General features: G+C 62.3%; 27 protein-coding genes. 17 read left to right on the forward strand and 10 right to left on the reverse strand.

Annotation, left to right across the window (positions count from 1 at the left end; all coding sequences use genetic code 11):
- Together metK and HX899_RS25050 are read left to right on the forward strand one after the other, a co-directional pair.
- A complete protein-coding gene (gene metK / locus HX899_RS25045) occupies positions 1–1239 on the forward strand; it encodes a methionine adenosyltransferase (protein WP_003544852.1) in 1239 nt (412 codons plus the stop codon).
- 8 nt (positions 1240–1247) lie between these two features.
- Entirely contained in the window at positions 1248–1949 is a 702-nt protein-coding gene (locus HX899_RS25050) for a tRNA (guanosine(46)-N(7))-methyltransferase TrmB (RefSeq protein ID WP_181293672.1), read from the forward strand.
- Between the two features lie 99 nt (positions 1950–2048).
- Here HX899_RS25050 and HX899_RS25055 read toward each other — a convergent pair whose 3' ends face one another.
- A complete protein-coding gene (locus HX899_RS25055) occupies positions 2049–2444 on the reverse strand; it encodes a hypothetical protein (RefSeq protein ID WP_246697179.1) in 396 nt (131 codons plus the stop codon).
- A gap of 351 nt (positions 2445–2795) precedes the next feature.
- On the opposite strand from HX899_RS25055, the gene HX899_RS25060 reads away from it, so the two are divergent.
- Positions 2796–3062 (forward strand): DUF2277 domain-containing protein, encoded by a 267-nt coding sequence (locus HX899_RS25060; protein ID WP_011650185.1) that lies wholly within the window; start codon positions 2796–2798, stop codon positions 3060–3062.
- Between the two features lie 54 nt (positions 3063–3116).
- Here the strand turns inward: HX899_RS25060 and HX899_RS25065 are convergent, their stop codons facing one another.
- A complete protein-coding gene (locus HX899_RS25065) occupies positions 3117–3374 on the reverse strand; it encodes a DUF1150 family protein (protein WP_003544838.1) in 258 nt (85 codons plus the stop codon).
- Positions 3375–3421: 47 nt separating this feature from the next.
- Positions 3422–3847 (reverse strand): Hsp20 family protein, encoded by a 426-nt coding sequence (locus tag HX899_RS25070; protein ID WP_138332284.1) that lies wholly within the window; start codon positions 3845–3847, stop codon positions 3422–3424.
- 279 nt (positions 3848–4126) lie between these two features.
- Here HX899_RS25070 and HX899_RS25075 point away from each other — a divergent pair, with 279 nt between their 5' ends.
- Positions 4127–5071, forward strand: a complete 945-nt coding sequence (locus HX899_RS25075) for a nucleoside hydrolase (RefSeq protein ID WP_138332283.1) — start codon at positions 4127–4129, stop codon at positions 5069–5071.
- Positions 5072–5113: 42 nt separating this feature from the next.
- On the opposite strand, the gene grpE is transcribed toward HX899_RS25075, so the two are convergent.
- Positions 5114–5746 (reverse strand): nucleotide exchange factor GrpE, encoded by a 633-nt coding sequence (grpE, locus tag HX899_RS25080; protein ID WP_065281958.1) that lies wholly within the window; start codon positions 5744–5746, stop codon positions 5114–5116.
- Between the two features lie 110 nt (positions 5747–5856).
- Positions 5857–6945 (reverse strand): heat-inducible transcriptional repressor HrcA, encoded by a 1089-nt coding sequence (gene hrcA, locus HX899_RS25085; RefSeq protein WP_003544833.1) that lies wholly within the window; start codon positions 6943–6945, stop codon positions 5857–5859.
- Between the two features lie 128 nt (positions 6946–7073).
- Between hrcA and rph the strand changes: the two genes are divergently transcribed.
- The 4 genes from rph to hemW are packed head-to-tail and all read left to right on the forward strand — an operon-like array spanning position 7074 to position 10072.
- On the forward strand, positions 7074–7793 hold the full coding sequence (rph, locus tag HX899_RS25090; RefSeq protein ID WP_181293673.1) for a ribonuclease PH: 720 nt from the start codon (positions 7074–7076) through the stop codon (positions 7791–7793).
- Positions 7790–8215, forward strand: coding sequence for a VOC family protein (locus tag HX899_RS25095; RefSeq protein WP_138388351.1), 426 nt, complete (start codon positions 7790–7792; stop codon positions 8213–8215). Before rph ends, HX899_RS25095 begins: the two co-directional genes overlap by 4 nt.
- Positions 8216–8860, forward strand: a complete 645-nt coding sequence (gene rdgB / locus HX899_RS25100; protein ID WP_181293674.1) for an RdgB/HAM1 family non-canonical purine NTP pyrophosphatase — start codon at positions 8216–8218, stop codon at positions 8858–8860.
- 9 nt (positions 8861–8869) lie between these two features.
- Complete coding sequence (gene hemW, locus HX899_RS25105; RefSeq protein WP_181293675.1) at positions 8870–10072, forward strand: radical SAM family heme chaperone HemW; 1203 nt, start codon at positions 8870–8872, stop codon at positions 10070–10072.
- 62 nt (positions 10073–10134) lie between these two features.
- Here the strand turns inward: hemW and HX899_RS25110 are convergent, their stop codons facing one another.
- The 5 genes from HX899_RS25110 to mutM form a co-directional block, all read right to left on the reverse strand.
- Positions 10135–11217 (reverse strand): saccharopine dehydrogenase family protein, encoded by a 1083-nt coding sequence (locus tag HX899_RS25110; protein WP_138332280.1) that lies wholly within the window; start codon positions 11215–11217, stop codon positions 10135–10137.
- A gap of 137 nt (positions 11218–11354) precedes the next feature.
- Positions 11355–12905, reverse strand: coding sequence for a chromosomal replication initiator protein DnaA (dnaA, locus tag HX899_RS25115; RefSeq protein ID WP_138332279.1), 1551 nt, complete (start codon positions 12903–12905; stop codon positions 11355–11357).
- A gap of 858 nt (positions 12906–13763) precedes the next feature.
- Positions 13764–14042 carry a 30S ribosomal protein S20 gene (gene rpsT, locus HX899_RS25120; RefSeq protein WP_003544819.1) on the reverse strand — a complete coding sequence of 93 codons (279 nt, stop codon included), beginning with the start codon at positions 14040–14042 and terminating at the stop codon, positions 13764–13766.
- 192 nt (positions 14043–14234) lie between these two features.
- Positions 14235–15008: an enoyl-CoA hydratase gene (locus HX899_RS25125; RefSeq protein WP_138332278.1), complete on the reverse strand. Its 774-nt coding sequence runs from the start codon at positions 15006–15008 to the stop codon at positions 14235–14237.
- 39 nt (positions 15009–15047) lie between these two features.
- Complete coding sequence (mutM, locus tag HX899_RS25130) at positions 15048–15953, reverse strand: bifunctional DNA-formamidopyrimidine glycosylase/DNA-(apurinic or apyrimidinic site) lyase (protein ID WP_138332277.1); 906 nt, start codon at positions 15951–15953, stop codon at positions 15048–15050.
- A 149-nt stretch (positions 15954–16102) separates the two neighbouring features.
- Between mutM and ubiE the strand changes: the two genes are divergently transcribed.
- The 9 genes from ubiE to HX899_RS25175 all read left to right on the forward strand — a co-directional run bounded on the left by ubiE (position 16103) and on the right by HX899_RS25175 (position 26368).
- The gene (gene ubiE, locus HX899_RS25135; protein WP_138332276.1) at positions 16103–16879 is read left to right on the forward strand and encodes a bifunctional demethylmenaquinone methyltransferase/2-methoxy-6-polyprenyl-1,4-benzoquinol methylase UbiE; all 777 of its coding nucleotides are present in this window, start codon (positions 16103–16105) and stop codon (positions 16877–16879) included.
- Between the two features lie 200 nt (positions 16880–17079).
- The gene (gene ubiB / locus HX899_RS25140) at positions 17080–18654 is read left to right on the forward strand and encodes a 2-polyprenylphenol 6-hydroxylase (RefSeq protein WP_181293676.1); all 1575 of its coding nucleotides are present in this window, start codon (positions 17080–17082) and stop codon (positions 18652–18654) included.
- Positions 18655–18743: 89 nt separating this feature from the next.
- Positions 18744–20330: an aromatic amino acid lyase gene (locus tag HX899_RS25145; protein WP_181293677.1), complete on the forward strand. Its 1587-nt coding sequence runs from the start codon at positions 18744–18746 to the stop codon at positions 20328–20330.
- A gap of 23 nt (positions 20331–20353) precedes the next feature.
- Positions 20354–21733, forward strand: a complete 1380-nt coding sequence (locus HX899_RS25150) for a dihydroorotase family protein (RefSeq protein WP_181293678.1) — start codon at positions 20354–20356, stop codon at positions 21731–21733.
- Positions 21730–23010 carry a Zn-dependent hydrolase gene (locus HX899_RS25155; RefSeq protein WP_181293679.1) on the forward strand — a complete coding sequence of 427 codons (1281 nt, stop codon included), beginning with the start codon at positions 21730–21732 and terminating at the stop codon, positions 23008–23010. Before HX899_RS25150 ends, HX899_RS25155 begins: the two co-directional genes overlap by 4 nt.
- Complete coding sequence (locus HX899_RS25160; protein ID WP_138332270.1) at positions 22991–24088, forward strand: DUF917 domain-containing protein; 1098 nt, start codon at positions 22991–22993, stop codon at positions 24086–24088. Before HX899_RS25155 ends, HX899_RS25160 begins: the two co-directional genes overlap by 20 nt.
- 4 nt (positions 24089–24092) lie before the next feature.
- Positions 24093–24422 carry a TfoX/Sxy family protein gene (locus HX899_RS25165; RefSeq protein WP_018070036.1) on the forward strand — a complete coding sequence of 110 codons (330 nt, stop codon included), beginning with the start codon at positions 24093–24095 and terminating at the stop codon, positions 24420–24422.
- Positions 24423–24440: 18 nt separating this feature from the next.
- Complete coding sequence (locus tag HX899_RS25170; protein ID WP_181293680.1) at positions 24441–26102, forward strand: urocanate hydratase; 1662 nt, start codon at positions 24441–24443, stop codon at positions 26100–26102.
- A gap of 47 nt (positions 26103–26149) precedes the next feature.
- A complete protein-coding gene (locus HX899_RS25175; protein WP_181293681.1) occupies positions 26150–26368 on the forward strand; it encodes an antitoxin in 219 nt (72 codons plus the stop codon).
- Positions 26369–26473 lie beyond the last annotated feature (105 nt).

Below are 26473 nucleotides of genomic sequence, written 5' to 3' on the forward strand. Positions count from 1 at the left end.
ATGCGCGCGAATTATCTCTTTACCAGCGAGTCTGTTGCCGAAGGTCATCCGGACAAGGTCTGTGACCGCATCTCCGACGAGATCGTCGATCTGGTCTACCGCGAAGCGGCCAAGACCGGCGTCAATCCGTGGGGCGTGCGCATTGCCTGCGAAACGCTGGCGACGACCAACCGCGTCGTCATCGCCGGCGAGGTCCGCCTGCCGCCGAGCCTGATGAAGAAGGACAAGGATGGCAAGGACGTCATCAATCCTTCGAAGTTCAAGGCCGCCGCCCGCCGCGCCATCAAGGATATCGGCTATGAGCAGGACGGCTTTCACTGGAAGAAGGCAAAGATCGACGTGCTCTTGCACTCGCAGTCGGCCGACATCGCGCAGGGCGTCGACAGCGCCGCCGACCAGCAGGGCGACGAGGGCGCCGGCGACCAGGGCATCATGTTCGGTTATGCCTGCCGCGAAACGCCGGACCTGATGCCGGCCCCGATCTATTATTCCCATAAGATCCTGCAACTGCTCGCAGTTGCCCGCAAGAAGGGCGACGGCGAAGTCGCCAAGCTCGGCCCCGACGCCAAGAGCCAGGTGACCGTGCGTTACGTCGACGGCAAGCCGTCGGAAGCAACCTCGATCGTGCTTTCGACCCAGCATCTCGACGAGAGCTGGGATTCGAAGAAGGTCCGCGCCGTCGTCGAGCCCTATATCCGCGAAGCGCTCGGCGAGCTGAAGATCGCCGACGATTGCAAGTGGTACATCAACCCGACCGGTAAGTTCGTCATCGGCGGACCGGACGGCGATGCGGGCCTGACCGGCCGCAAGATCATCGTCGATACCTACGGCGGTGCCGCTCCGCATGGCGGCGGCGCATTCTCCGGCAAGGACACGACGAAGGTCGACCGTTCGGCCGCCTATGCCGCCCGCTATCTTGCCAAGAACGTCGTCGCCGCCGGTCTTGCCGACCGCTGCACGATCCAGATCTCCTACGCGATCGGCGTCGCCCAGCCGCTGTCGATCTATGTCGACCTGCACGGCACCGGCAAGGTTACCGAGGATCAGATCGAAGCGGCTATCCGTAAGAACATGGACCTTTCGCCGACCGGTATCCGCCGCCATCTCGACCTCAACAAGCCGATCTATGCCAAGACCTCCGCTTATGGCCATTTCGGCCGCAAGGCCGGCCGCGACGGCTCGTTCTCCTGGGAGCGTACCGACCTCGTGAAGGCGCTCAAGGAAAGCGTGAAGGCCTGAGATAAAGCATGACGGATATGGAACGCCGCGGCCGGGCGACCGAAGCCTTCTTCGGTCGCCGCAAGGGCAAGGCCCTGCGCGAACAGCAGGCCGAGACGCTGAACAGTCTGTTGCCGGCATTCCTGATCGATATTGCAGCGGCTCCCCCGGAGCCGCTGACTTCCCTCTTCCCGGTTCCGGTCGAAAGATTGCGGCTGGAAATCGGTTTCGGCGGCGGCGAGCACCTGATCCACCGCGCGCTGGAGACACCTTCGACCGGCTTCATCGGTGTCGAACCCTTCGTCAATTCCATGCAGAAGCTGCTGTCGCGCATCGGCGAGACGGGCGCCTCCAATATCCGCGTCTATAATGACGACGCGACGCAGTTGCTCGACTGGCTGCCGGACAGCTCACTCGATCAGATCGATCTGCTCTATCCCGATCCCTGGCCGAAACGGAAGCACTGGAAGCGGCGTTTCGTCTCGAAAACCAATCTCGACCGCTTTCATCGCGCGCTGAAGCCCGGCGGCCTGTTCTGCTTCGCCTCCGACATCGACACCTATGTGAACTGGACGCTGATCAAATGCCGCGGCCATGGCGGTTTCGACTGGATCGCCGACAATGCTGCCGATTGGCTGACGCCCTATGAGGGCTGGCCGAGCACACGTTACGAGGCCAAGGCGCGGCGCGAGGGCCGGTCTTCGGCCTATCTGACCTTCAGGAAGGTCTGAGGCTGCCGGCAAGTCGGCGAACGCGCACGTGATGTTATTCGGCGCGAACAATCGCGTGGAACGCTGGCCTGACGGATTTCCGTGCTGAAGGATCTAAGTTTAGCGGTGGTTGGGGCCGTATACAGTCAGATAGCTGGTTGGAACGCGATCGCTGGCAACCCCTGGGCCTTCCATCTCTGCTGGGTCATAAAACAGACCGTTTTCCGCGTCGTAAAGCATGAAGTGATCCCCCTGAACGTGGACGATGGCAACCCCCTGGATATCGCTCCATCGACTGGTTTTGATCGGGGCTTCGTTAGACAATCCGATCTCCGCCAACACGCCGCAAAGATCGTTCCAGGTTGTATAATGCGCCGATCTGTCGCCCCAATCGATCATGGCGGCCACATCGTCGTAGCTCATGCCGGTGAGCATCTGCAGAACAAAGACCCCGCATCCATCGTCTCTCGGGCATTGCGTGTGAAATGGAAATCGATTTGGCTGCGATTGGTTCAATGCAAGCTCCTTTCGTCGCCGACCAAGAACAAGCCAACGCGGAATACATGCACTCGTCGTAGCATGAAAGGCACCCGTCTCGAACAGATGGCCGCTATTGGCGGCGCAAGAAGACGTCGCCCACGGCAGCTTTCTGATGAAGAGACGAATTCAGATTTCAGGTCGATTCGATCCGAAATGATCCGGCTCCAAGGTCGACAACGACAACAAACCGAACTGAAGGCGCTGCGCCCTCTCTTGCGACGCGTAGAGTTCCGCCGTTGGACCGGTTGCCAATAGCGCTCACGCGACTATTTTCTGTGCTGGCCAGCCTCCTCTCAATGGAAGAGAGAAAATGACCGGGAGCAAGTCATGTGCCGAAATATAAAACCCCTGTTCAATTTCGATCCGCCAGCGACGGACGACGAGATCCACGATGCCGCGCTCCAGTTCGTCCGCAAGGTGAGCGGAACGACCAAGCCGTCGAAGCGCAACGAGGTCGCATTCGAGCACGCGGTCAGTTCGATCGCGGCATGTGCCCGCGAGCTGCTCGATTCGCTGGAAACGTCTCAACCTCCTCGTGATCGCGAAGAGGTAGCGGCAAAGGCGCGCGCGAGAACGGCGGTCCGGTTCGCTTAAGGAAACCCTGTCACGCACAGGAGATCTCAATCAAGGCTCAAATGGCCTTGACGGTCAGTGCAGGCTGACCGTCTTTAATTCGTCCTCTGCAGCCTTGAAAAAGGTGCTGGAGCGATTGTCCGTCAAAAGGATCGGCGTGCCGTCGGCGCCGAAGAGTGCCCAGAGATCGACGTTCGGATCGATATCCGGCGCCTCGGGAAAGCACTTGGCGACCTCATCGGTGCGCATTTTTCTGATATAGGCGACCTCGCCGTTGCCGATGTGGGCAAGCTCGGATTTGGTCAAGTGAGACGTGGCTTCTTTCATCAACATTCCTGTTCCTCCGGGAGAAGGGACCAACGGTTCGACAAACCGTTGTGCTACTGTGAGACCGAAATGTTAATTTTCTTGACCATGCGCGCGGGTTCCGGACGAATTAGATCGACGGAGAGCAGACCGTTCTTCAGGGCCGCACCCAGCACCTGCATGCCGTCGGCAAGAACGAAGGTGCGCTGGAACTGACGGGCGGCGATGCCGCGATAAAGATAGTCCCGCTCGCCGTGTTCGACCTGGCGGCCGCGGATCACAAGCTGGTTCTCCTCAATGGAGACATCGAGTTCCTCCTCGCTGAAGCCGGCCACGGCAAGGGTAATGCGCAGACGTTCCGGCGCGCCGGTGTCGGCGGCGATGCGTTCGATATTATAGGGCGGATATCCGTCACTCGCCTTGGAAATGCGCTCCAGCGTCTTTTCCATGGCATCGAAACCCAGAAGCAGCGGGCTGGCGAAAGGGGTAATGCGGCTCATCTCTTTTCAAGTCCTTGATGCAAGCGACCATCCCGGACCTTAAGGGCAGCATCCGGATGCCGCTAATATGGGGAGAGGAGCCCGGCGCTGCAAGGCATGGGGCGCGACGTGCCGGCGTCGGCCTCTCAATTTAAGGCGGTGGCGTCAGGCTCTTTCCTTGACAAAGCGTCTGCTGCCTCGCATCAAAACATGCCCGCGCGGAATGTGCTGATTTGTGACGGGACGTGAAGAAATCGGTGCATGCCCGATAACACGCAGTGCGAGGATGGAACGATCGGAATGGCAAGCGCAAGAAAGATCATCATCGACACGGATCCCGGCCAGGACGACGCGGCCGCCATCATGCTTGCCTTCGGCAGTCCCGATGAGCTGGAGGTTCTGGGGATCACCACGGTCGCCGGCAACGTGCCGCTTTCGCTCACCAGCCGCAATGCGCGGATCGTCTGCGAGCTCTGCGGCCGGACGGAGACCAAGGTTTTCGCCGGCGCCGACGCACCGATCGCCCGCAAGCTGGTGACGGCCGAACATGTGCACGGCAAGACCGGCCTCGACGGTCCTGATCTCAGCGAACCGACGATGGCGCTGCAGCCCGGCCATGCCGTCGACTTCATTATCGAGACGCTGCGCCGCGAGCCGGAAGGCACGGTGACGCTGTGTACGCTCGGGCCGCTCACCAATATCGGCATGGCCTTCCAGAAGGCGCCCGACATCGTCCCCCGCATCCGCGAGCTGGTGATGATGGGCGGCGGCTTCTTCGAGGGCGGCAACATCACGCCGGCAGCCGAATTCAACATCTATGTCGATCCCGAGGCCGCCGATATTGTCTTCCGCTCAGGCGTTCCGATCGTGATGATGCCGCTTGACGTGACGCATCAATTGCTGACCCGCAAGGACCGGGTGAAGCGCATGGCCGAAATCGGCACGGCGCCGGCAAAGGCCATGGTCGAGATGCTGGAATTCTTCGAGCGGTTCGACATCGAGAAATACGGTTCCGACGGCGGACCGCTGCACGACCCGACCGTTGTCGCCTACCTGCTGAAGCAGGAGCTTTTCCAGGGCCGGGACTGCAATGTCGAGATCGAGGTCCAGTCCGAACTTACCGTCGGCATGACGGTCGTCGACTGGTGGCACGTGACCGAGCGCAAGCGCAATGCCAGGGTCATGCGCCATGTCGATGCGGACGGCTTCTTCGATCTGCTGATCGAACGCTTCGCCCGCATCTAAAACTTCGATTTCCCTTCCTCGCGAGGAGGAAAGGAAACGATCTCAGGCGTCTTTTTCGTCGAAGACAGAGTTGGTTTCGGCTTCGGCCGGCTTCGGACCGCCCTTGGCGACACCGACCATGGCCGGGCGCAGCACGCGCTCGCCAATGGTGAAGCCGGCCTGCACGACCTGGACGACCGTGTTATTCGGCACGTCCGGGTTCGGCACCTCGAACATCGCCTGATGGAAATTCGGATCGAACTTCTGGCCGACCGGCTCCAGCTTGCGAACGCCATGGCGCTCGAGAGCCGACAGCATGGCGCGCTCGGTCATCTCGACACCCTCGATCAGCGTGCTCAGGCCGGCATCGGCCGCAGCCCTGGTCTCCGGAGGGATGGCATCGAGCGCGCGACGCAGATTGTCGGACACGGCGAGCATGTCGCGCGCAAAGCCGGCGACGGAATAGGACTTGGCATCCTTCACTTCGCGCTCGGTGCGGCGGCGCAGATTGTCCATCTCGGCAGCAAGGCGCAGATAGCGGTCACGCAGTTCGCCGTTTTCGGCTTTCAGAAGCTCGATTGGGTCCGGCTGGGCGGGCTCTTGCTGCGCAGTTTCGTTCTCGACGTAGGCGGCAGCGTCGGCTGCGGCATCGGCCGCAGTTGCGTCAGGTCCGTTTTTCGTCGTGTCATCGGTCATGACGGTCTCCGGTTGGTGTCTTCAGATGCGCCCGATATCGAGGTTTGACCGAAAAAAATCAAGTCTGCGTGACAAAGAAGCGAAAATTCCGCGTGACTGATAGCTGCGCGTCAAAGCTGATTGCGCGAAAGGCGGGAGACGAGCTGGGCTGTGTAGTCCACCATCGGCACGATGCGCGAATAATTGAGCCGCGTCGGGCCGATGACGCCGACGGCACCGACGATGCGATCGTCGTCGTCACGATAGGGCGCGACGATGAGCGACGAGCCGGACAGCGAGAAGAGCTTGTTTTCCGAACCGATGAAGATGCGCACGCCCGAACCGCTTTCGGCGAGATTGAGGATCTCGATCAGGCTGTCCTTCTTCTCGAGATCGTCGAACAGAAGGCGCAGCCGGTCGAGATCCTCGGCGCCGGCGAGGCCTTCGAGCAGGTTGGCGCGGCCGCGGATGATCAGCTGCGTGGGCTTTCCCTCGTCCGGGCTGCCGGCCCAGACAGCAATGCCGCGCTCGACCAGATCGCGTGACAGGGCATCGAGCTCGTGACGGACGTCGTCCTTCAACCGGCTTAACTGTTTGCGAAGCTCCGGCAGGGTCTGGCCGGACATATGGGCATTGAGAAAATTCGCAGCTTCCGTCAGCTGCGAGGAGGTGACGCCCGCCGGCAGCTCGATGATGCGATTTTCCACCTGATCATGGTCGCCGACGAGCACGGCCAGCGCCTTTGTCGGTTCGAGCCGGATGAACTCGACATGTTTCAGCACCGGATCGCTTTTCGAGGTGATGACGAGGCCGGCGCCGCGCGAAATGCCGGATAACATGCGGCTTGCCTCGTTCATCATCGATTCGACGGGATTGCCGCCACTTTCGACCCGCACCTGGCGGTCGATGTTGGCGCGCTCCTCGGCCGAGAGATCGCCGACCTGCATGAAGGCGTCGACGAAGAAGCGCAGGCCGATCTGGGTCGGCAACCGGCCGGCGCTGACATGCGGCGAATAGATCAGGCCGAGCTCTTCGAGATCGCTCATGACATTGCGCACCGAGGCCGGCGACAGCGACATCGGCAGGATACGGGACAGGTTGCGTGAACCGAGCGGCTCGCCGCTTTCCAGATAACCTTCGACGATGCGACGAAAAATTTCCCTGGAGCGCTCGTCCAGCGCAGCTACGGCATCCGAAACCGACGTCGACCTGATGCCCATGAAGCTTTCGAACCCGTGCTGATGATACTTCCCGAAAAGTAAGTCAAACTCACACCCGTGGCAAAAGGGAATTTGCAAATGAGCGCCGCCAATCGTAGAAGCGGTCAAATAAACCCCAGGAGATAAGAATGCGGCCTTCAGGCAGAAAAATCGACCAGATGCGCAAGGTCTCGTTCGAGCGCAATTTTTCCAAGCATGCGGAAGGCTCCTGCCTGGTGAAGTTCGGCGACACGCATGTGCTCTGCACGGCGAGCCTCGAAGAAAAGACGCCGCCATGGCTGCGCAATACCGGCAAGGGCTGGGTCACGGCCGAATACGGCATGCTGCCGCGGGCGACCGGCGAACGCATGAAGCGCGAAGCCGCCGCCGGCAAGCAGGGCGGCCGCACCCAGGAAATCCAGCGGCTGATCGGTCGGTCGCTGCGCGCCGTCGTCGACCTGCAGGCGCTCGGCGAGCGGCAGATCACGCTCGATTGCGACGTCATCCAGGCCGATGGCGGCACGCGGACCGCCTCGATCACCGGTGGCTGGATCGCGCTTTACGACTGCCTGAAATGGATGGAAAGCCGCAACATGATCAAGGTCGACCGGGTCCTGAAGGATCACGTCGCCGCCATCTCCTGCGGTATCTTCGCCAGCCAGCCGGTGATCGATCTCGATTACCTCGAGGATTCCTCGGCCGAGACCGATGCGAATTTCGTCATGACGGGCACCGGCGGGATCGTCGAGATCCAGGGCACGGCCGAAGGCACGCCGTTCAGCGAGGGCGAATTCACCTCGCTGATGCTGCTTGCCAGAAACGGCATCGGCGAACTCGTGGCGCTGCAGAAGCAAGCCGTCGAAGGATGAACCCCATGCTGGAAGGCATGTTGGAAACGGCGCTCTATGCGCGGGATCTCGATAAGGCCGAGACGTTCTACGAAGACGTTCTCGGGCTTGAAAAGATCGCCCGCGCCGCCAACCGGCATGTCTTCTTCCGCTGCGGGCCGGGCGTTCTCCTGATCTTCAATCCCGAGGAAACGGTGAAGCCGCCGGCGCCTGAAGCACTGCAGGTGCCGCCGCACGGCACGAGCGGCCAGGGCCATGCCTGTTTTCGGGTGTCCGGCCGCAATATCGATGCCATGGCCGAGCGGCTGACCGCGGCGGGCGTTGCGATCGAATCCGAAGTGCACTGGCCGAACGGCGGCCGTTCGATCTATTTCCGCGATCCTGATGGCAACAGCCTGGAATGCGCGGAGGCTAAAATCTGGGGCATCGAACAGGATATCTGAATGCGCAAGCTTGAAACGAAGACCATCGTCGTCGCCAGCCACAATGCCGGCAAGATCCGCGAGATCCAGGAATTGATCGGGCCGCTCGGCTTCACCGCCAAATCGGCCGCCGAGCTGAATTTCGTCGAACCGGATGAGACGGGCACGAGCTTCGAGGAGAATGCGACGATCAAGGCGGTCGCCTCGGCCAATGCCGCCGGCATGCCGGCGCTGTCGGACGATTCCGGGCTGGTGGTCGATGCACTTGGCGGCGATCCCGGTGTCTACACCGCCAATTGGGCGGAGAGGGCAGACGGCACGCGCGATTTCGACATGGCGATGGCCAAGGTGGAAAAGGCGCTGCAGGACGCGGGCGCGACAAAGCCGGAACAGCGCAGGGCGCGTTTCATCAGCGTGCTCTGCCTTGCCTGGCCGGATGGGCATACGGAGCTGTTTCGCGGCGAGGTGGAAGGCAGCGTCGTCTGGCCGCCGCGCGGCACGCAGGGCTTCGGCTACGATCCGATCTTCCAGCCCGAGGGCTACGACATCACCTTCGGCGAAATGAGCGGCGAGGAAAAACACGGCTGGAACGTCGGCAAGCCGCAAGCGCTGTCGCACCGGGCCCGCGCCTTCAAACTCTTTGTTGAAACCTGCCTGGAGGCATAGAGTCGGTCCGTGGTCAATTTCGACACGCCAAGCATCTCGCGCGACGCGGCTCTGCTGCCTGATACCGGCGAGCCGGGCTTCGGCGTCTATGTACATTGGCCCTTCTGCGCGGCGAAGTGTCCCTATTGCGACTTCAACAGCCATGTGCGCCACCAGCCGGTGGATCAGGAGCGTTTTACGGGTGCCTTCCTGACGGAGATGGCGACGATCCGGGCGATCAGCGGGCCGAAGACGGTGACGAGCATCTTCCTCGGCGGCGGCACACCCTCGCTGATGAAGCCGGAAACGGTCTCGGCCATTCTCGATGGCATTGCACGGCACTGGCATGTGCCAGATGGCATCGAGATCACCATGGAGGCCAACCCTTCGAGCGTCGAGGCCGAACGGTTCCGCGGTTATCGGGCGGCCGGCGTCAATCGCGTCTCGCTTGGGGTGCAGGCGCTGAACGACCGGGATCTGAAATTCCTCGGTCGGCTGCATGATGTCGCCGACGCGCTGAAGGCGATAAGGCTGGCGCGCGACATCTTTCCGCGCATGTCCTTCGACCTGATCTATGCCCGACCCAATCAGACGGTCGAGGAATGGGAAACGGAACTGAAGGAGGCGATCTCCTACGCGGTCGATCATCTTTCGCTCTATCAGCTGACCATCGAGGAAGGCACGCCCTTCTACGGCCTGCACAAGGCCGGCAAGCTGATCGTGCCGGATGGCGAGCAATCGGCATTGCTCTACGAGGCGACGCAGGAGATCACCGCGCGTGAGGGAATGCCGGCCTATGAGGTTTCCAATCATGCCCGGCCGGGGGCCGAAAGCCGGCATAACCTGACCTACTGGCGCTATGGCGACTATGCCGGCATCGGCCCGGGCGCCCATGGCCGGCTGACGCGTGGCCCGGAGAAGCTCGCGACGGCGACCGAGCGCAAGCCGGAAACCTGGCTCGACATGGTCGAGCGTGATGGGCACGGCATTCTCGACGAGGAGCGGCTCGGCTTCGAGGAGCAGTCCGACGAGCTGCTGCTGATGGGGCTGCGGCTGAGGGAAGGCGTCGATCTTGCCCGCTGGCAGCAGCTTTCGGGCCGCGACCTCGACCCGAAACGCGAGGAATTCCTGCTCGAACACAAATTCATCGAGCGGATCGGCAATTCACGCCTGCGCTGCACGCCATCAGGCATGCTGATCCTCGATTCCGTCGTCGCCGATCTCGCCTGCTGACGCGTCGGGCTGGATTTGCGGCACGGCGGCATCGATATTGCCGCCGCACCTGAGGGCATTTCTCAGCCGTGGCTGGTGGCACCGGCCTTGAAGAGGCTGCCGGTCGGTGTCTTCAAAAACATCTCCAGCGGAATATGCTCCTGGTGCAGGAAGCCGGTCGCCGGCAGCAGACCGTCGCGGACCATCTCGATGACGGCGACGACGGAGGCAGACGTCGTCCAGGCGATCGCCGTGCGGCGCGCCCCGGCAATCTCGATCGGGTAATAGGCGCGCACGAACTCCTTGCGGCGCAGGCTGCCATTCTCGGTGCCCTCGGCGGCGACATGGACATAGACGACATCGTCTTCAACCGGCGGCTTGGCATTGGTCAGGATCTCGCCGGCGAGCTTGCGCTTGTCGCGCATCAACAGCTCGTGGAAGAAGAAGTTCATCAGCTCCATATGGCCGGGATAACGCATGGTCTTGTAGTCGAGATTGTCGATCTTGCCGAGCATCGTATCGCACATGGTGCCAAGGCCGCCCGACGTCGTGAAGGCTTCGAGCTTGACGCCGCCGACATAGACGGTCTCGTGCCATTCCATCGGCGAGACGAGCTTGCGCACACCGCCCTCGATGACCTCGCAGTCGTTCAGATATTCGTTGACGACGCCCTCGGGCGACCAGTTGAAGGCGTAGCCGAGCAGCCCGGTCGGATGCTGCGGCAGGGCGCCGACGCGCATGCGGATCGACCGGCAGCGATCGAAGCCGTCGGCCAGGCTTGCGCCGACGATGCCGACGAAACCCGGCGCCAAGCCGCATTGCGGCGCCATCAGCCCGCGGGCGGTCTTCGACAGTTCGATGATGAAATTGGTTGTGGGAACGTCTTCGGTCAGATCGAAATAATGGATACCGGCAAGATGGGCGGCACGCGCCAGCTCGATGTTCAAATGATAGGGCAGGCAGGAGAGCACCGCCTCGACATTCGCGAGCAGTTCGCCGATCACCTGGGGGTCGGAGATATCGCCGGTGCGGCACTTGAAGGGGACGTCGCTCAGCGGCAATTGCGCGTCGACGCCGATGACATCGAAGCCGCCTTCATGCAACAGCGTCGCCGCCAGCCGTCCGACCTTGCCCAGGCCGAGAACGGCGATCTTTTCGAAACTCATTCATTCCTCCCACGCGCCGTTTTGGCGCTTCAGTCTTTGACATGCACTGGATGCGCGGGAGGTATAGAATAAAAAACTTATAAAGGAAAACGGCCGGAATCGCTTCCGGCCGTCGATTTTTCGGAAAAACTAGTCGATTATTCGTTGATCAGGCGCTTCAGAAGCTCGACTTCGTGCGAAAGCTTGGTGTCTCCCGAAATCAGCTCCTCAATCTTGCGCACCGCATGCAGCACGGTCGTGTGATCGCGCCCGCCGAACCGGCGGCCGATCTCCGGGAAGGAGCGCGGCGTCAGCGTCTTCGACAGATACATGGCGATCTGGCGCGGCTTGACGATGACGCGGGTGCGGCGGTTCGACACCAGTTCCTGGCGCGAGACATTGTAGTGCCTTGCGACGATGCGCTGGATATCCTCGATGCGCACACGGCGCGGCTCGCCGGAGCCGACCAGATGGGCGAGCAGTTCGTCGACGCGTTCGATCGACAGGTTCGGCTCGAAGGAGCGGCGGAAGACCAACTGGTTGAAGGCGCCTTCGAGTTCGCGGCCGCTGGCCGTGACGTTGCGGGCGACATGCTGGAGCAGTTCGGCCGGAATTTCGAGCGACGGATCTTCGAGCCGGGCGACAGCAAGGCGACGCTTGAGGATTTCGAGACGCATCTCGTAATCCGGCGCGTCGAATTCGATCGCGACACCGCCCTGCAGGCGCGAGCGAACGCGGGGGTCGAGCGACTCCAGCTCCCAGGGCGCACGGTCGGCAGCAACGACGACCTGCTTGGCGCTGTCGAGCAGCATGTTCAGGAGATGGCAGAATTCATGCTGGATCATCTTGCCCTGCAGGAACTGCATGTCGTCGATGATCAGGAGATCGATGTTGCGCAGCGAATCCTTCAGCGTCAGCGCATCATTGTCGCGGATCGCGGTGGCAAAGCGCCACATGAAATATTCGGCCGTCAGATAGACGACACGCAGAGCCCGCGGGTTCTGCACCGCGGCATTGGCGACCGCCTGCAGCAAATGGGTCTTGCCGAGGCCGACGGTCGAATGGATGAAGAGCGGGTTGAAGCGCACGGCGCCTTGACCAGCTTCTGCGATGGTCTTTGCAGCCGCAAGTGCGACCCGGTTCGAGCTGCCTTCCACGAAGGTGTCGAAGGTGAAGCGGCTATCGAGCGGCGAACCGAAGAGCGGCGAGCCAAAGCTTGCTGGCCTTGCGGCGGCAACAGCCGAAACCGCCTGCTGGACGGCCTGACCGGCCGGCTGCGCGCTTGTCGGGCGGCGCATCTGCGTGGGGGCGGCTGGTTCCGGCGCGACCGCCTCATCGAGCGCCTTCGTGCCGTGGCGCGTTGCCGTGCGTACCAGGACTTCGATTTTCAGAATTTCCGGATCCTCGGCCTGGAACAGACCGGTGATGAGATCGAGATAACGATTGTTGATCCATGACTTCAGGAAGGTCGTGGGAACCGAAAGGCGAACCACGCTCTTCGAGACCGAATGCAGCTTCAGCCTGGCAAACCAGCTGGCATAGACGTCAGGGCCGACCTGGGCCTTCAAGCGCGCGCTGACGCGCTCAAACAATACGTTCTGCTTCATTTCCGCCTTTGCTTCGCCCACTTCGAGGCGAATGGAGCCGAACGTCTGCGGTGCAGCATCCCCATTGTCGAGCCCGCCCGTCGTCATCGTATTCATCTGCATAATGCCGCCTTTCAATTCCACCGGGCGGCATCCGCTAAAACGGCCGCCCGATCATTCCCCGCTTTGGCGGGCTGACGGATCCTCATGAGCCGCTCGCCTGCCGGTTCACTCAAAACACTGGCCCCTCAATGGGACCGACGCAGAACTCCGTTGCAGGGGCCGCATTCATGCGGCAACCTTCATCGGCTTTCCATGTCAGGCTGGCGGTCGAACCTCGTTTTCGGCCGACCAGCCCGAACGCAATATTACTTTACCTTCTCCGGCGGCCTCGCCTTAAACGTGCGGCCACTGAAGGCACAAAACATCCCCGCTCCGTAACAGCCACGTTACGGCTCAAATCCGTCGAGTGCTTGAAAAAACGGAAGCGCAGGGCTCCGTAACAAAAGGCACAAACTCATCGCCCTGCCGACGTGGCAGTTAAAACTGAGCCTCTGCAGGTGATGTCCGCGCCCTTTGTTGAAAGCCATTTAGGCAGGATCAAACGGCAATATCAACGATGAATTTTACGCAAAATTAACAAGCGGCCATTGACTCCGCCTGCCGTTTTCGGGCGTCACACCAGCGTCAAAAAAGAATCGCAGTTGAATCAAAGAGATTCCCCCGTTCGGGCTATTTTGACACGCATTGAAAGAAAAAAAATAAAATCCTCTTGACTCGCCTGTGGTCCCGGAAGCTTGGGGCAGAGTCGCGCAGTGCAAAAGCATCCTTGCGCAAGTCATTGTTTTTAAACGCCTTTTCCTGTCATGGTGCTGACACGAAACAGTCGTGAGATTAACCATGCAGGGGCTGATCGGCGGAATCGAAAAAGCCCGGTAAAATTACCGGGCTAATCATAAAGAAGAAGTCCTTAACGGAAGATTACGCGGTCGTGGTGACCGAAAGAGCCTTCACACGAGCAGCCAGACGCGAGACCTTGCGCGATGCCGTGTTGGAATGCAGCACGCCCTTGCTGGCGGCGCGGGCAAGCTCGGGCTGAGCCGCCAGGAAAGCTTCCTTCGCCTTGGCGGCGTCACCGGATGCGATGGCCTCTTCGACCTGGCGAACGAAAGTACGAACGCGCGAGCGACGAGCCTTATTGACGTCGGTACGGCGGGCGATCTTGCGGGTCGCTTTTTTCGCCGAAGTTGTATTGGCCATGGATGCCTCTCTCAAGAATTCGAACAAACTCCGCCATTACCGCGGGCCCTGCGGCCACAAAATCCAGCAATGCGGGAGCAATCGCGGAAAACCAAACCGGCTTTCCGAACCGTGGGCGGGCATATAACTCTAAAGCCGGCCCACGTCAACGCGGATTTTCAAGCTTTACCACCGGCAAGCACCGAAAAGCATTCAACGGTGCGTAAAAGCAGGTTTGCGCTTCTCGACGAAGGCGGCCATGCCTTCTTTCTGGTCGTCCGTGGCAAAGAGACTGTGAAACAGGCGGCGCTCGAAACGCAAGCCCTCCTCCAGCGTCGTCTCGAATGCACGGTTGACCGCCTCCTTGGCCATCATCACCGAGGGGCGCGACAGCGCAGCGATCTTTTCGGCTGCGGCAAAAGCCTCTTCGAGCAGGCGATCGGGCGCCACCACACGCGAAACGAGTCCCGATCGTTCAGCTTCCGCCGCATCCATCATGCGGCCGGTCAGGATGAGATCCATTGCCTTCGCCTTGCCGACGGCGCGCGTCAGCCGCTGCGAGCCGCCCATGCCGGGAATGACGCCGAGGGTGATTTCCGGCTGGCCGAACTTCGCCGTCTCCGAGGCGATGATGAAATCGCACATCATGGCGAGCTCACAGCCGCCGCCGAGCGCAAAACCGCTGACGGCAGCGATCACCGGCTTGCGCGCCTTGGCGACCTCATCCCAGCCGCTGATGAAATCACTCTTATAGATATCGGCGAACTCAAGCGGCTGCATCTCCTTGATATCGGCGCCGGCAGCAAAGGCGCGCTCGGAACCGGTCAGCACGATCGCTCCGACCGTCTCGTCGGCGTGGAAGGCGGCATAGGCCTCTTTCAGTTCCTTCAGGACAGCGGAGTTCAACGCGTTCAGTGCCTGCGGGCGGTTCAGCGTGACGAGGCCGACATTGCCTCGGGTTTCGACGATCAGGGTTTCATAGGCCATGCTGTTCTCCCGGTTTCTCACTCTTAACTTCTGGCAGGCTTATTTCTGGCAGGTGGCGCAATAGAAGGTAGAGCGACCCGCCTGGACGATGCGGGCGACCGTACCGCCGCAGCCGGGCGTGCGGCAAGCCTGACTTTCGCGATCATAGACGGAGAAGGAATGCTGGAAATAGCCGAGCGATCCGTCGGTCTGGATATGATCGCGCAGCGATGATCCGCCGGCGGCGATCGCGTCGGCGATGACGTCGCGGATCGAAGCGACGAGCAGGTCGAGCTGCGTCTTCGGCCGGCCAGTCGCCGTCACCAGCGTGCCGGCGGCGCGAATCGGCGAAAGATGCGCGCGCCACAATGCTTCGCAGACATATATATTGCCGAGACCGGCAATGTTCTTCTGGTCAAGCAGCGCGCTCTTCAGCGGCTGCGCCTTGTCCCGAAAGCGTTCGGCCAGATAGGCGGCGCTGAGCTCGTTTCCCGTCGGCTCTGGGCCGAGATCGCGGAAGAAGGGATGGGCGGCGAGATCGGCGCGTCCCACCATATCCATGAAGCCGAAACGGCGCGGATCGTTGTAGACGACGCGGCGGGGGCCGCTGGCCGCTTGCAGATGGAAGACAACGTGATCGTGCTTCTCGTCCTTCGAGCGGGCATGGTGGAATTCGCCCGGCACGCCGGAGGCAGCCCCCTCGTCGATATGGCCCTCCTCAATGCGAAAAGAACCGGACATGCCGAGATGCGAAATCAGCGTGTTGCCGTCGTCGAGATCGACCAGCAGATATTTGGCGCGGCGGCCAAGGCCGACGATGGTGCGGCCGGAAACCCTGTCCGCGAAAGCGTCGGGAAAGGGAAAGCGCAGGTCGCCGCGGCGCAGCTCCAGCCTGGTGACGCGGGTGCCCTCCATCGCCGGCGTCAGGCCGCGTTTCACCGTTTCGACTTCTGGCAATTCCGGCATCTTAACCCATCTATCTCTAACGTGTTTCAACCGGCGACGATGTGCGCTATAGCGCCATTGTGCCGCGGAGAATGCGGCCCATAGATAACGTCGCGCGCGGTCTTTCGCTATGGCCGCCGCGCCCGAATCTTCAGGAACGGAGCAGTCTGATGTCAGAAAGCCGCACTTCCGCCGACGGCGGTATGGAGACCTCCTACGGCTTCCGCGAAGTGCCTGATGGCCAGAAGCAGGGCCTGGTCAACCAGGTGTTCCATAAGGTCGCCAAGCGCTACGACATCATGAACGACGTCATGTCGATGGGCATGCACCGAGCCTGGAAGGATGCGATGATCTCGGCGCTGAACCCGCGCAAGGAGCCTGGCTACAAGATACTCGACGTTGCCGGCGGCACTGGTGATATCGCCTTCCGCATCGTCGAGGCCTCGGGCAGACAGGCGCATGCCACGGTGCTCGACATCAACGGTTCGATGCTCGGCGTCGGCGCCGAGCGGGCGGAAAAGAAAAAACTTTCCGGCAATCTCACCTTCGTCGAGGCGAATGCCGAGGAACTGCCTTTCGAGGCAGGCAGCTTCGACGCCTATACGATCGCCTTCGGCATTCGCAACGTGCCGAGGATCGATGCGGCGCTGTCTGAGGCCTATCGCGTCCTGAAGCGCGGCGGACGGTTGCTGGTGCTGGAATTTTCCGAAGTCGATATGCCGCTTCTCGACAAGATCTACGACGCCTGGTCGTTCAACGCCATTCCGCAGTTCGGCAAGGCGATCACCGGCGATGCCGAACCCTACCAATATCTGGTGGAATCGATCCGCAAGTTCCCGAACCAGGAGAATTTCGCGGCAATGATCCGCCAGGCCGGCTTTTCGCGTGTCACCTTCACCAATTATACCGGCGGCATCGCCGCACTCCATTCCGGCTGGAAGCTCTGACGCATGACGCAGGCCACGCGCTTTCCCTCATTCCTGTGCTCGTCACAGGAATCCAGCGCGTCCAAGTCCTTGGGCGCGAAAGACACTTCACACTTTATTGAGTCAATCACCGCGCAGACGCGCGGTGGCTGGATTCCTGTGACAAGCACAGGAATGAGGGTGGAGAGATTGGCCGCGTATTTGCAAGCAGGCCAGCCTGCATGAGTACTTTCGGCGCATATTTCCGCCTTTGGCGCGTCGGCTGGGTGCTCGTGCGTGAGGGTGTCGTGTCAGCCCTTCCTTCCGAAGGGCTGCCGCCTCCGGTCGTGCTCGCCAAATCCTTCGTCACGATTTTCGAGCGAAGCAAGGCGCGGCATCAAAAGCGCAGCGACCGGTTGGCCCAGGCTGTCGAGCGGCTCGGTCCCTCCTATGTGAAGATCGGGCAGTTCCTGGCGACGCGGCCGGATGTCGTCGGCGTCGAATTCGCCAATGACCTGTCGCAGCTTCAGGACCGGATGGCCTTCTTTCCCTCGGCAGCCGCCAAGGCCAATATCGAAGGCTCGCTCGGACGTCCGATCAGCGAGCTCTATGCAAGCTTCGGCGATCCGATCGCCGCCGCCTCGATCGCGCAGGTGCATCCGGCCGAGGTCGATAGTGCCGAGGGCCGGAAGAAGGTTGCCGTCAAGATCGTGCGGCCCGGCGTGCGCCAGCGCTTTGCCCATGACATCGAGGCGATGTATCTCGTTGCCCATATGCAGGAGCGTTTCCTACCGTCCAGCCGGCGGCTGCGGCCGGTCGAGGTGACGAAGACACTGGAGCAGACGACGAAGGTGGAGATGGATCTTCGCCTGGAGGCGGCCGCTCTTTCCGAGATCGCCGAAAATACCGAAAAGGACCCGGGTTTCCGCGTGCCGAAGGTCGACTGGGAGCGCACCGGGCGCGACGTCATCACCATGGAGTGGATCGACGGCACGCGGATGTCCGATGTCGAGGGCCTGCGCGCTGCCGGCCACGACCTCAACTTGCTTGCCGATACGCTGATCCAGTCGTTCCTGCGCCACACGCTGCGCGACGGCTTCTTCCATGCCGACATGCATCCGGGCAATCTCTTCGTCGATGCGGGCGGCATGATCGTCGCCGTCGACATGGGCATCGTCGGGCGGCTGGGCAAGAAGGAGCGGCGGTTCCTCGCCGAAATCCTCTATGGCTTCATCACCCGCGACTATATCCGCGTCGCCGAGGTGCATTTCGAGGCCGGCTATGTGCCCGGTCACCACAATGTCGAGAGCTTCGCCCAGGCGATCCGGGCAATCGGCGAGCCGATCCATGGACAGCCGGCCGAGACGATCTCGATGGGCAAGCTGCTGACGCTGCTGTTCGAAGTGACCGAACTTTTCGACATGGCGACGCGGCCGGAGCTGGTGATGCTGCAGAAGACCATGGTCGTGGTCGAAGGCGTATCGCGCATGCTCAATCCGCGCTTCAACATGTGGAAGGCCTCCGAGCCTGTCGTCGGCGACTGGATCCGCACCAATCTGGGTCCGAAGCGGATCGCCACCGATCTCAAGGACGGGCTGAAGGCGGCGGTCAAGCTCGCCGAAGCCGTGCCGGAAATCGCAGCAAAGACCGAAAAATTCCACCATCAGCTGCTGCATATGAGCGAGCACGGGCTGCGCTTCGATGCTGAGACGGCGGAGGCGATCGGCAAGGCCGAAGCGCGGCACAACCGCTCGGCCAAGATTGCTTTGTGGGTCATCGCATTGACGCTTCTCTATATTGCCTGGATGCTGAGCTGACCGCCTGCCAAAAACATGCTGTGTTCGGCATTTGGGATATCCCATATGACGGAGGGCTCGCTTAGTCTCACTTTTAAGGAGATAGGCACATGAAGCACGAACGCCTTGGCATCGAACTTTCCGGACGACCGCTCGGTTTTGCCGAGATGGTGACGATTGGCGCGGGCAAGGCTGCGATTTCGGCTTCGGCGACAGGCATGGCCCGCATCGCGATCGCCCGCGAGGTCGTCGAGGATGCGATTGCCTCCGGCATGCCGGTCTACGGCTCGACGACAGGCGTCGGCGCCATGAAAGATGTGGAGTGGTCGGCCGACGAACTCGACACCTTCAATCTCGGCCTGGTGCGCGCCCATCATTTCGGCACCGGCACACCCTTTTCCTGCAATATCGTGCGCAATGCCATGGCGATCCGCATCAACACGGCGCTGACCGGCCAGGTCGGCTGCACGCCGGAGCTGATCCAGGCCTATATCAGAATGCTCGAGGCCGATCTCATCCCGGTCGTGCGCCGCACCGGCTCGATCGGCTGTGCGGATATCGGCCTGATGGGACAGATCGGCGCGGTGCTGACCGGTGTCGGCGAAGCGATCTATCGCGGCAACCGGATGCAGGCGGCCGAGGCTTTCCAGGCGGCCGGGCTGGAACCGATGCGGATGGCGCCGCGCGACAGCCTCGCCTCGCTCAGCATCAATGCGGTGAGCTTTGCCTCGGCAGCGGAAACGACCCGCAACGCCGCGGCCTCGATCCGCGTCCTGCTGGCGACGGCGATGATGGCGGCCGGCGCGCTTGGCGCCTCCCGCGATCCCTGGAAGGCGGTCCGGCATGTCGGAACGGCGCGCGAAGCGCTGATCGGCGCCTGGCTCTGCAATGCCTCCGACGAATGGAACTGGCCTGTGGCCACGCATGTGCAGGATCCGCTCAGCCTGCGCATGATCGCCCAGGTGTTCGGCGCAGTGATCGAAAACCTCTTATCGACCGGCCACAAGATCCTTGCCGCCACCGGGCGCTCGGACGACAATCCCGTCGTGGTCGAAGGCCGGGTGATGACGTCGGGGGGCTCGCTGCCGCTCGATGTGACGATCCTGCTCGAATCGGCAGCACTCTGCATGGCGCATGCGGCGCGCAACGCCTTCAACCGCTGCGTCATTCTCGGCAATGGCCAGCGGCGCGACCTGCCGGTTAATCTCGTGCCGCCGGGGCGGATCGCCACCGGTTTCGGGCCGATCATCAAACTTGCCGGCGAGATTTTCTCGCGCGTGCTGTCGATGTCCAATCCCGTGTCGGCCCAGTCGCTGGTCGTCGCAGCCGGGCTGGAGGACGAGGCAGCCTTCCTGCCGCTCGTCATCGAACGCTTCGACCGGCAGATGCGGGCGCTGAAGCGCCTTGCAGCGCTCGAGGCGCTGCTGTCTGCCCAGGCGATCGATATTCTCGGCGATGAACCGAAGGGTGTCGCCGCCATGCTCTACGCGGTCGTGCGCAAACATGCGGATTTCTATACGGTCGACCGGCCGCTTTCGGCGGAAGTAGAAGCGATCGAGGAGGAACTTGGTTCGGACGAATTCGTTACGAAGCTGACCGAGCAGGTTCCGATCGCCTCCTTCGACGATTTCTTCGCGCTCGGCTCGCTGGAGCGCATCGAGGAACGGCTGACCCATCACGAGCCGGCAGCAGTCTGATTTCCAGTTACGGAGGAAGCAGCATGGACTTCGATCTCGTTCTGCAGGGCACAGTGGTGCTGCCGGACCGCATTGTCGAAGAGGGCTATGTCGCCGTGCGCGACGGCAAAATCGCTGAGGTCGGCCTCGGCGTACCGCCGGCGGGCCGCGAGCGGCATCTGCTCGGAAAAGCGCTGATCCTGCCCGGTGCGATCGACGCGCAGGTGCATTCGCTTTCCCAGAAAGACCAGGAGGATTTCCTCTGGTCGACGCGCTCGGCCGCCGCCGGCGGCGTGACTGTCATCGTCGACATGCCCTATGACGAGGGCAATCTCGTCTGCTCGGCAGCGGCGGTGAAGCGGAAGATCGACCATGCCGGCCCGCAGGCGCGGGTCGATTTCGCGCTTTACGGCACCGTCGATCCAGAAGAAGGCCCGGCGCGCATCCGTGAAATGGTGGAGGCAGGTGTCGCAGCCTTCAAGTTTTCGACCTTCGGCACCGATCCCAAGCGCTTTCCGCGCATTCCGCCGGCCCTGCTCGACGCCTGCTTTGCGGCAATCGCGCCGACGGGGCTGACGGCGGGCGTGCACAATGAAGACGATGAGGCGGTGCGCACCTATATGGAACAGGTGAAGGCGAGCGGCATCACCGATTGGCGGGCGCACGGCCTGTCGCGGCCGCCGATCACCGAGCTGCTGGCGATGCATACGATCTTCGAGACCGGCGCCAATACCGGCTGCCCGGCCCATGTGGTGCACTGCTCGCTCGGGCGCGGCTACGATATCGCCCGTTCCTATCGCCGCGATGGCTTTGCGGCGACGGTCGAATGCTGCATCCACTACCTGACGCTCGACGAGGAAAACGACGTGAAGCGCCTCGGCGGCAAGGCGAAGATCAATCCGCCGGTGCGGCCGCGCGCCGAGGTGGAGAGGCTCTGGCGGAAGGTGGCCGAGGGTGATGTCTGGCTGGTCTCGACCGATCACGTCAGCTGGTCGGAAAACCGCAAGACCAATCCCGACATGCTCGCCAATGCCTCCGGCGTTCCCGGCCTCGAAGTGATGGTGCCGCTTTTCGTCAAAGGTGCCGTGGAACGCGGCATTCCGCTGACATGGGCCGCCAGGCTTATGGCGGAGAACCCAGCGAAGCATTTCCGGCTCGACCATATCAAGGGCGCGCTGACCCCGGGCAAGGATGCCGATATCGTCGTGCTGGAGCCGCGCGACAGTGTCTATGATGCCGCCGCGAGTGGCAACAACGTCGTCGGCTGGAGCCCCTATAACGGCATCCGCCTGCCCTGGACCGTTTCCGCCACCTATCTCAGGGGCGAAAAGATCGCCGAGGGCGCGAAGGTGCTGGCCAAGCCCGGCACCGGCCGCTTCGTGCGGCCGCTGCCGCGCCAGGTCATTGCGGGAGCTGAAGCATGAGTCGCAATCTACCCGTCAATGCCGGCCGGATCGCTGAAGATATCGAGGCACTGGCCGGGATCACCGAGCCGGGGCATCCCTGGACGCGGCGGGCGTTCTCGCCGCTCTTCCTCGATGGCCGGGCCTATATCGAAGCGCGGATGAAGGCGGCGGGGCTGGAAACGCGGATCGATGCCGCCGGCAATCTGATCGGCCGGCGGACAGGCCGGAAACCGTGGCTCGGCACGATCATGGTCGGCTCGCATTCCGACACGGTGCCGGACGGCGGCCGCTTTGACGGCATTGCCGGGGTCATCTCGGCGCTGGAGGTGGCGCGGGCGTTGCGCGACCAGGACATCGAGCTCGATCACGATCTCGAAGTCGTCGATTTTCTTGCCGAAGAGGTCAGCATCTTCGGCGTGTCCTGCATCGGCAGCCGCGGCATGACTGGCCAACTGCCGGAGGCCTGGCTTTCGCGCGTTAGCGACGGGCGCGACCTGGCCGAGGGGATCGCCGAGGTCGGCGGCAGACCCGATGTGCTGATGCAGCAGAACAGGCCCGATATAGCCGGCTTTCTGGAGCTTCATATCGAACAAGGCCCGGTGCTCGAAGCCGAAAAGCAGGATATCGGCGTCGTCACCGCGATCTCGGGCATCACCCGCATCGAAATCACCGTCGAAGGGCGAGCCGACCATGCCGGCACGACGCCGATGGACCGGCGGGCGGATGCGCTGGTGGCGGCGTCACAGCTGGTGCTCGACATCCGCAACGCCGCTGCAGAGCTTGCCAAAACACCGGGCCATTTTGCAGCAACGGTCGGCGAATTCCGGATCGAGCCGAATGCCGCCAATGTCGTGCCGTCGAAGGTGGTGCTGCTGATCGATGGCCGTGCCGAAATCCGCGCCGACATGGAGGCATTCTGCCGCTGGCTCGACGGCCATGTCGAAAAGCTGGCGGGGGCCTACAGCGTGACGATCAAGGCGCCGAACCGGATTTCCGACAATCAGCCGACGCCTGGCGATGCCGGGCTGCTGTCGACGTTGGAGGCTGCCTGCGAGCGGGTCGGCGCGAAGCACAGGCGCATGGCCTCCGGCGCGGGGCACGATACGGCCTGGATCGCCAAGGTGGCACCGGCGGCGATGATCTTCGTGCCTTGCCGGGAAGGCCGCAGCCATTCGGCCGACGAATGGGCTGACAATGACGATATCGCGCTTGGCGCCGCCGTGCTTTTCGAAGCGGTGCGCGAAATGGACAAGAGCTTGAATCAGGAGAGGGCGAATGGGACGCATACTCGTTGAGAAGGACGTGGAAGCTGCCGTCAAGGGCGGCTCCGTCTATGCAGCCGGCGGCGGCGGCTGGGCCGATCACGGCCGGATGCTCGGGCTTGCCGCCGTCAATGTCGGCAAGCCGGAACTGGTCTCGATCGACGAGCTGAAGGACGAGGAGTGGATCGCAACCGCGGCCGCGATCGGCGCGCCGGCCTCCACGACCCCCTGGGAAATGCAGGGCATCGACTATGTGAAGGCGGTGCAATTGCTGCAGGAGACGCTGGGCGAAAGGCTGTCCGGGCTGATCATCGGCCAGAACGGCAAGTCCTCGACGCTGAACGGCTGGCTGCCATCGGCGATCCTCGGCACCAAGGTGGTCGACGCCGTCGGCGATATCCGCGCACATCCGACGGGCGACATGGGCTCGATCGGCATGGCCGGATCGCCCGAGCCGATGATCCAAACCGCTGTCGGCGGCAATCGGGCCGAAAACCGTTATATCGAACTGGTGGTGAAGGGTGCGACGGCGAAGATCTCGCCGGTGCTGCGGGCTGCGGCCGACCAATCCGGCGGCTTCATCGCCAGCTGCCGTAATCCGCTCCGAGCCTCCTATGTCCGCACCCATGCGGCGCTCGGCGGCATCTCGATGGCGCTTGCGCTCGGCGAAGCGATCATCGCGGCGGAGAAGCGCGGCGGATCTGCCGTCATCGACGCGATCTGCAAGACGACGGGTGGCCATATCCTTGCCGAAGGCGTCATCACCCGCAAGGACGTCGTCTACACCAAGGAAGCCTTCGACATCGGCACGATCATCGTCGGCTCGGGCGGAACATCGGTGACGCTGCATGTGATGAACGAATATATGGCGGTGGACGACGCGGGTGGCGGGCGGCTAGCGACTTTCCCCGCCGTCATCACCACGCTTTCACCGGAGGGCGAGCCGCTTAGCGTCGGCCAGCTACAGGAGGGCATGCATGTCTTCATCCTGCATGTGCCGATGGAGATCATTCCGCTGTCGGCAAGCGTGCTCGATCCGACCGTCTATCCCGTCGTCGAAAAGGCGATGGGGATCGAGATCGCACGCTATGCACTGGCAACGAAGGCCTGAGCCCGTGGCGCGCGATCCCGGCCTGGAAGAACTGATGCGTGAGGAACTCGGCGATCGGCCGGGCCTTGCCGAAAAATCCATGTTCGGCGGCTGGGCCTTCATGCTGAATGGCAATCTTCTCTGCTGCGCGCGCCATGACGGCATGCTGATCCGTCTGGGCAAGGGCAATGACGGCTGGGCGCTGGCTCTGCCAGGCGTGATCCAGATGCTGTCGGGCGAGCGGGTGATGCATGGCTGGGTGCGCGGCAATGCCGAAGTTTACGGCGACGATGCTCTGAGACGGCGTCTGCTCGATGCAGCACTTGCCTATGTGGAATCGCTGCCGAGCAAATAGAAAAACGAGGAACCCACGATGCCGAAGGCCAATCCACGTCATCCGAAATTTCCGATTCCCGGCGGGCCGGAACTGCGGGCCAAAGGCTGGCGGCAGGAGGCGCTGCTGCGGCTGCTCGAAAACGTGCTCTCCGTCGGTGAGGATCCCGACAATCTGATCGTCTATGCCGCGCTCGGCAAGGCGGCCCGCAACTGGGCGGCGCACAGAGGCATCGTCAAGGCGCTGACCGAGATGGAGGAGGACCAGACGCTGCTCATCCAGTCCGGCAAGCCGATCGGGCTCGTTCGAACGCATGCCAAGGCGCCGCTGGTCATCATGGCGAACTGCAATATTGTCGGGCAATGGGCAAAGGCCGAAGTATTCTACGAGCTGCAGCGCAAGGGGCTGATCTGCTGGGGCGGGCTGACGGCCGGCGCCTGGCAATATATCGGCAGCCAGGGCGTCATCCAGGGCACGTACGAGATCTTCATGCGCATTGCCGAGCGGCGTTTCGGCGGCGATCTCCTCGGCCGGTTCGTGCTGACGGCCGGCCTCGGCGGCATGGGCGGGGCGCAGCCGCTCGCCGGCCGCATGGCGGGGGCTGCGATCCTCTGTGTCGACATCGATCCGGAGCGTGCCCGCAAGCGCCAGCAGATCGGTTATCTCCAGGAAATCGCCCCCGATCTCGACACCGCCCTTCAGATGATCGATGCGGCGGTGAAGGATAAGCGGGCGCTATCGGTCGGCCTCGTCGGCAATGCGGCGGAGGTCTATCCTGAGATCGCCCGACGCGGCATCGTGCCCGACATCGTCACCGACCAGACATCGGCGCATGACCTCGTCTATGGCTACGTGCCGAAGGGCATGAGCCTCGACCAGGTCAAGGGCCTGCGCGACGACGGCCAGGGGCAGTTGATGGCGGCAAGCCGCGCCTCGATCGTCGAACATGTGACGGCGATGCTGGAATTCCAGAAACGTGGCTCGGAAGTCTTCGACAACGGCAACCTGATCCGCACGCAGGCCAAGGAGGGCGGCGTTGCCAATGCCTTCGACATTCCGATCTTCACCGAAGCCTATCTCAGGCCGCTGTTTGCCCGGGCGATCGGCCCATTCCGTTGGATGGCTCTATCAGGCGAGGAGAGCGATATCGCCCGGATCGACGACCTGCTGCTCGAGATGTTCCCCGACAACAAGATCATAACCAACTGGATCCGGCTGGCGCGCGAGCATGTGCCCTTCGAAGGGCTGCCGGCCCGCATCGCCTGGCTCGGCCACGGCGAACGCACGGCACTCGCAAGGCGCGTCAACGCGCTGGTTGCGAGCGGCGAACTCAAAGGCCCGGTCGCCTTCTCCCGCGACCATCTCGACGCCGGCGCCATGGCGCATCCGAATATCATGACTGAGGGGATGAAGGACGGCTCGGATGCGATCGCCGACTGGCCGCTGATTGACGCGATGATGCTCTGCTCGTCGATGGCAGATCTGGTGGTCGTCCATTCCGGCGGCGGCGGCTATGCCGGCTACATGACGAGCTGCGGCGTCACCGTCATCGCCGACGGCACGGACGCCGCCGACGAACGGCTCGACCATGCACTGACCAACGATACGGCGCTCGGCGTCATGCGTTACGCCGATGCCGGTTACGAGGAGGCGCTCGATGAGGTGGCGAAGAAGGACGTGCCCTATATCCGGCTTGGTTGATCAAAAATTGCTGTATATCGTTGTCACATCTCATCGGGAGTCATGACATGGAAACAGCAAAGATCTTCTGGTCGGGGTGTTCTCAAGCCGTCCTGCTCCCCAAGGAATTCCGTTTCGACGGCGACAGCGTCGCCATTCGACGGCAGGGGCGTGCGATCATTCTCGAGCCGATTTCCGATGATTGGGACTGGCTTGCCGACCTGGCCGGTCCGGTCGATGCCGATTTTGCAACAGCGGTGGAAGAACAGCCTGCTGGGCAGGAGTGATCCAAACTGGACTTCTTCAAATGAAGTAGCTGGTTGACGCGAGTGCCGTCATTCCAATGATGAAGGGCAACGATCGTCTCGTCGCAAAACTGGGCAAACACCCGC

The organism is Rhizobium sp. WYCCWR 11146 (assembly GCF_013591995.1).
Lineage (GTDB): Bacteria > Pseudomonadota > Alphaproteobacteria > Rhizobiales > Rhizobiaceae > Rhizobium > Rhizobium indicum.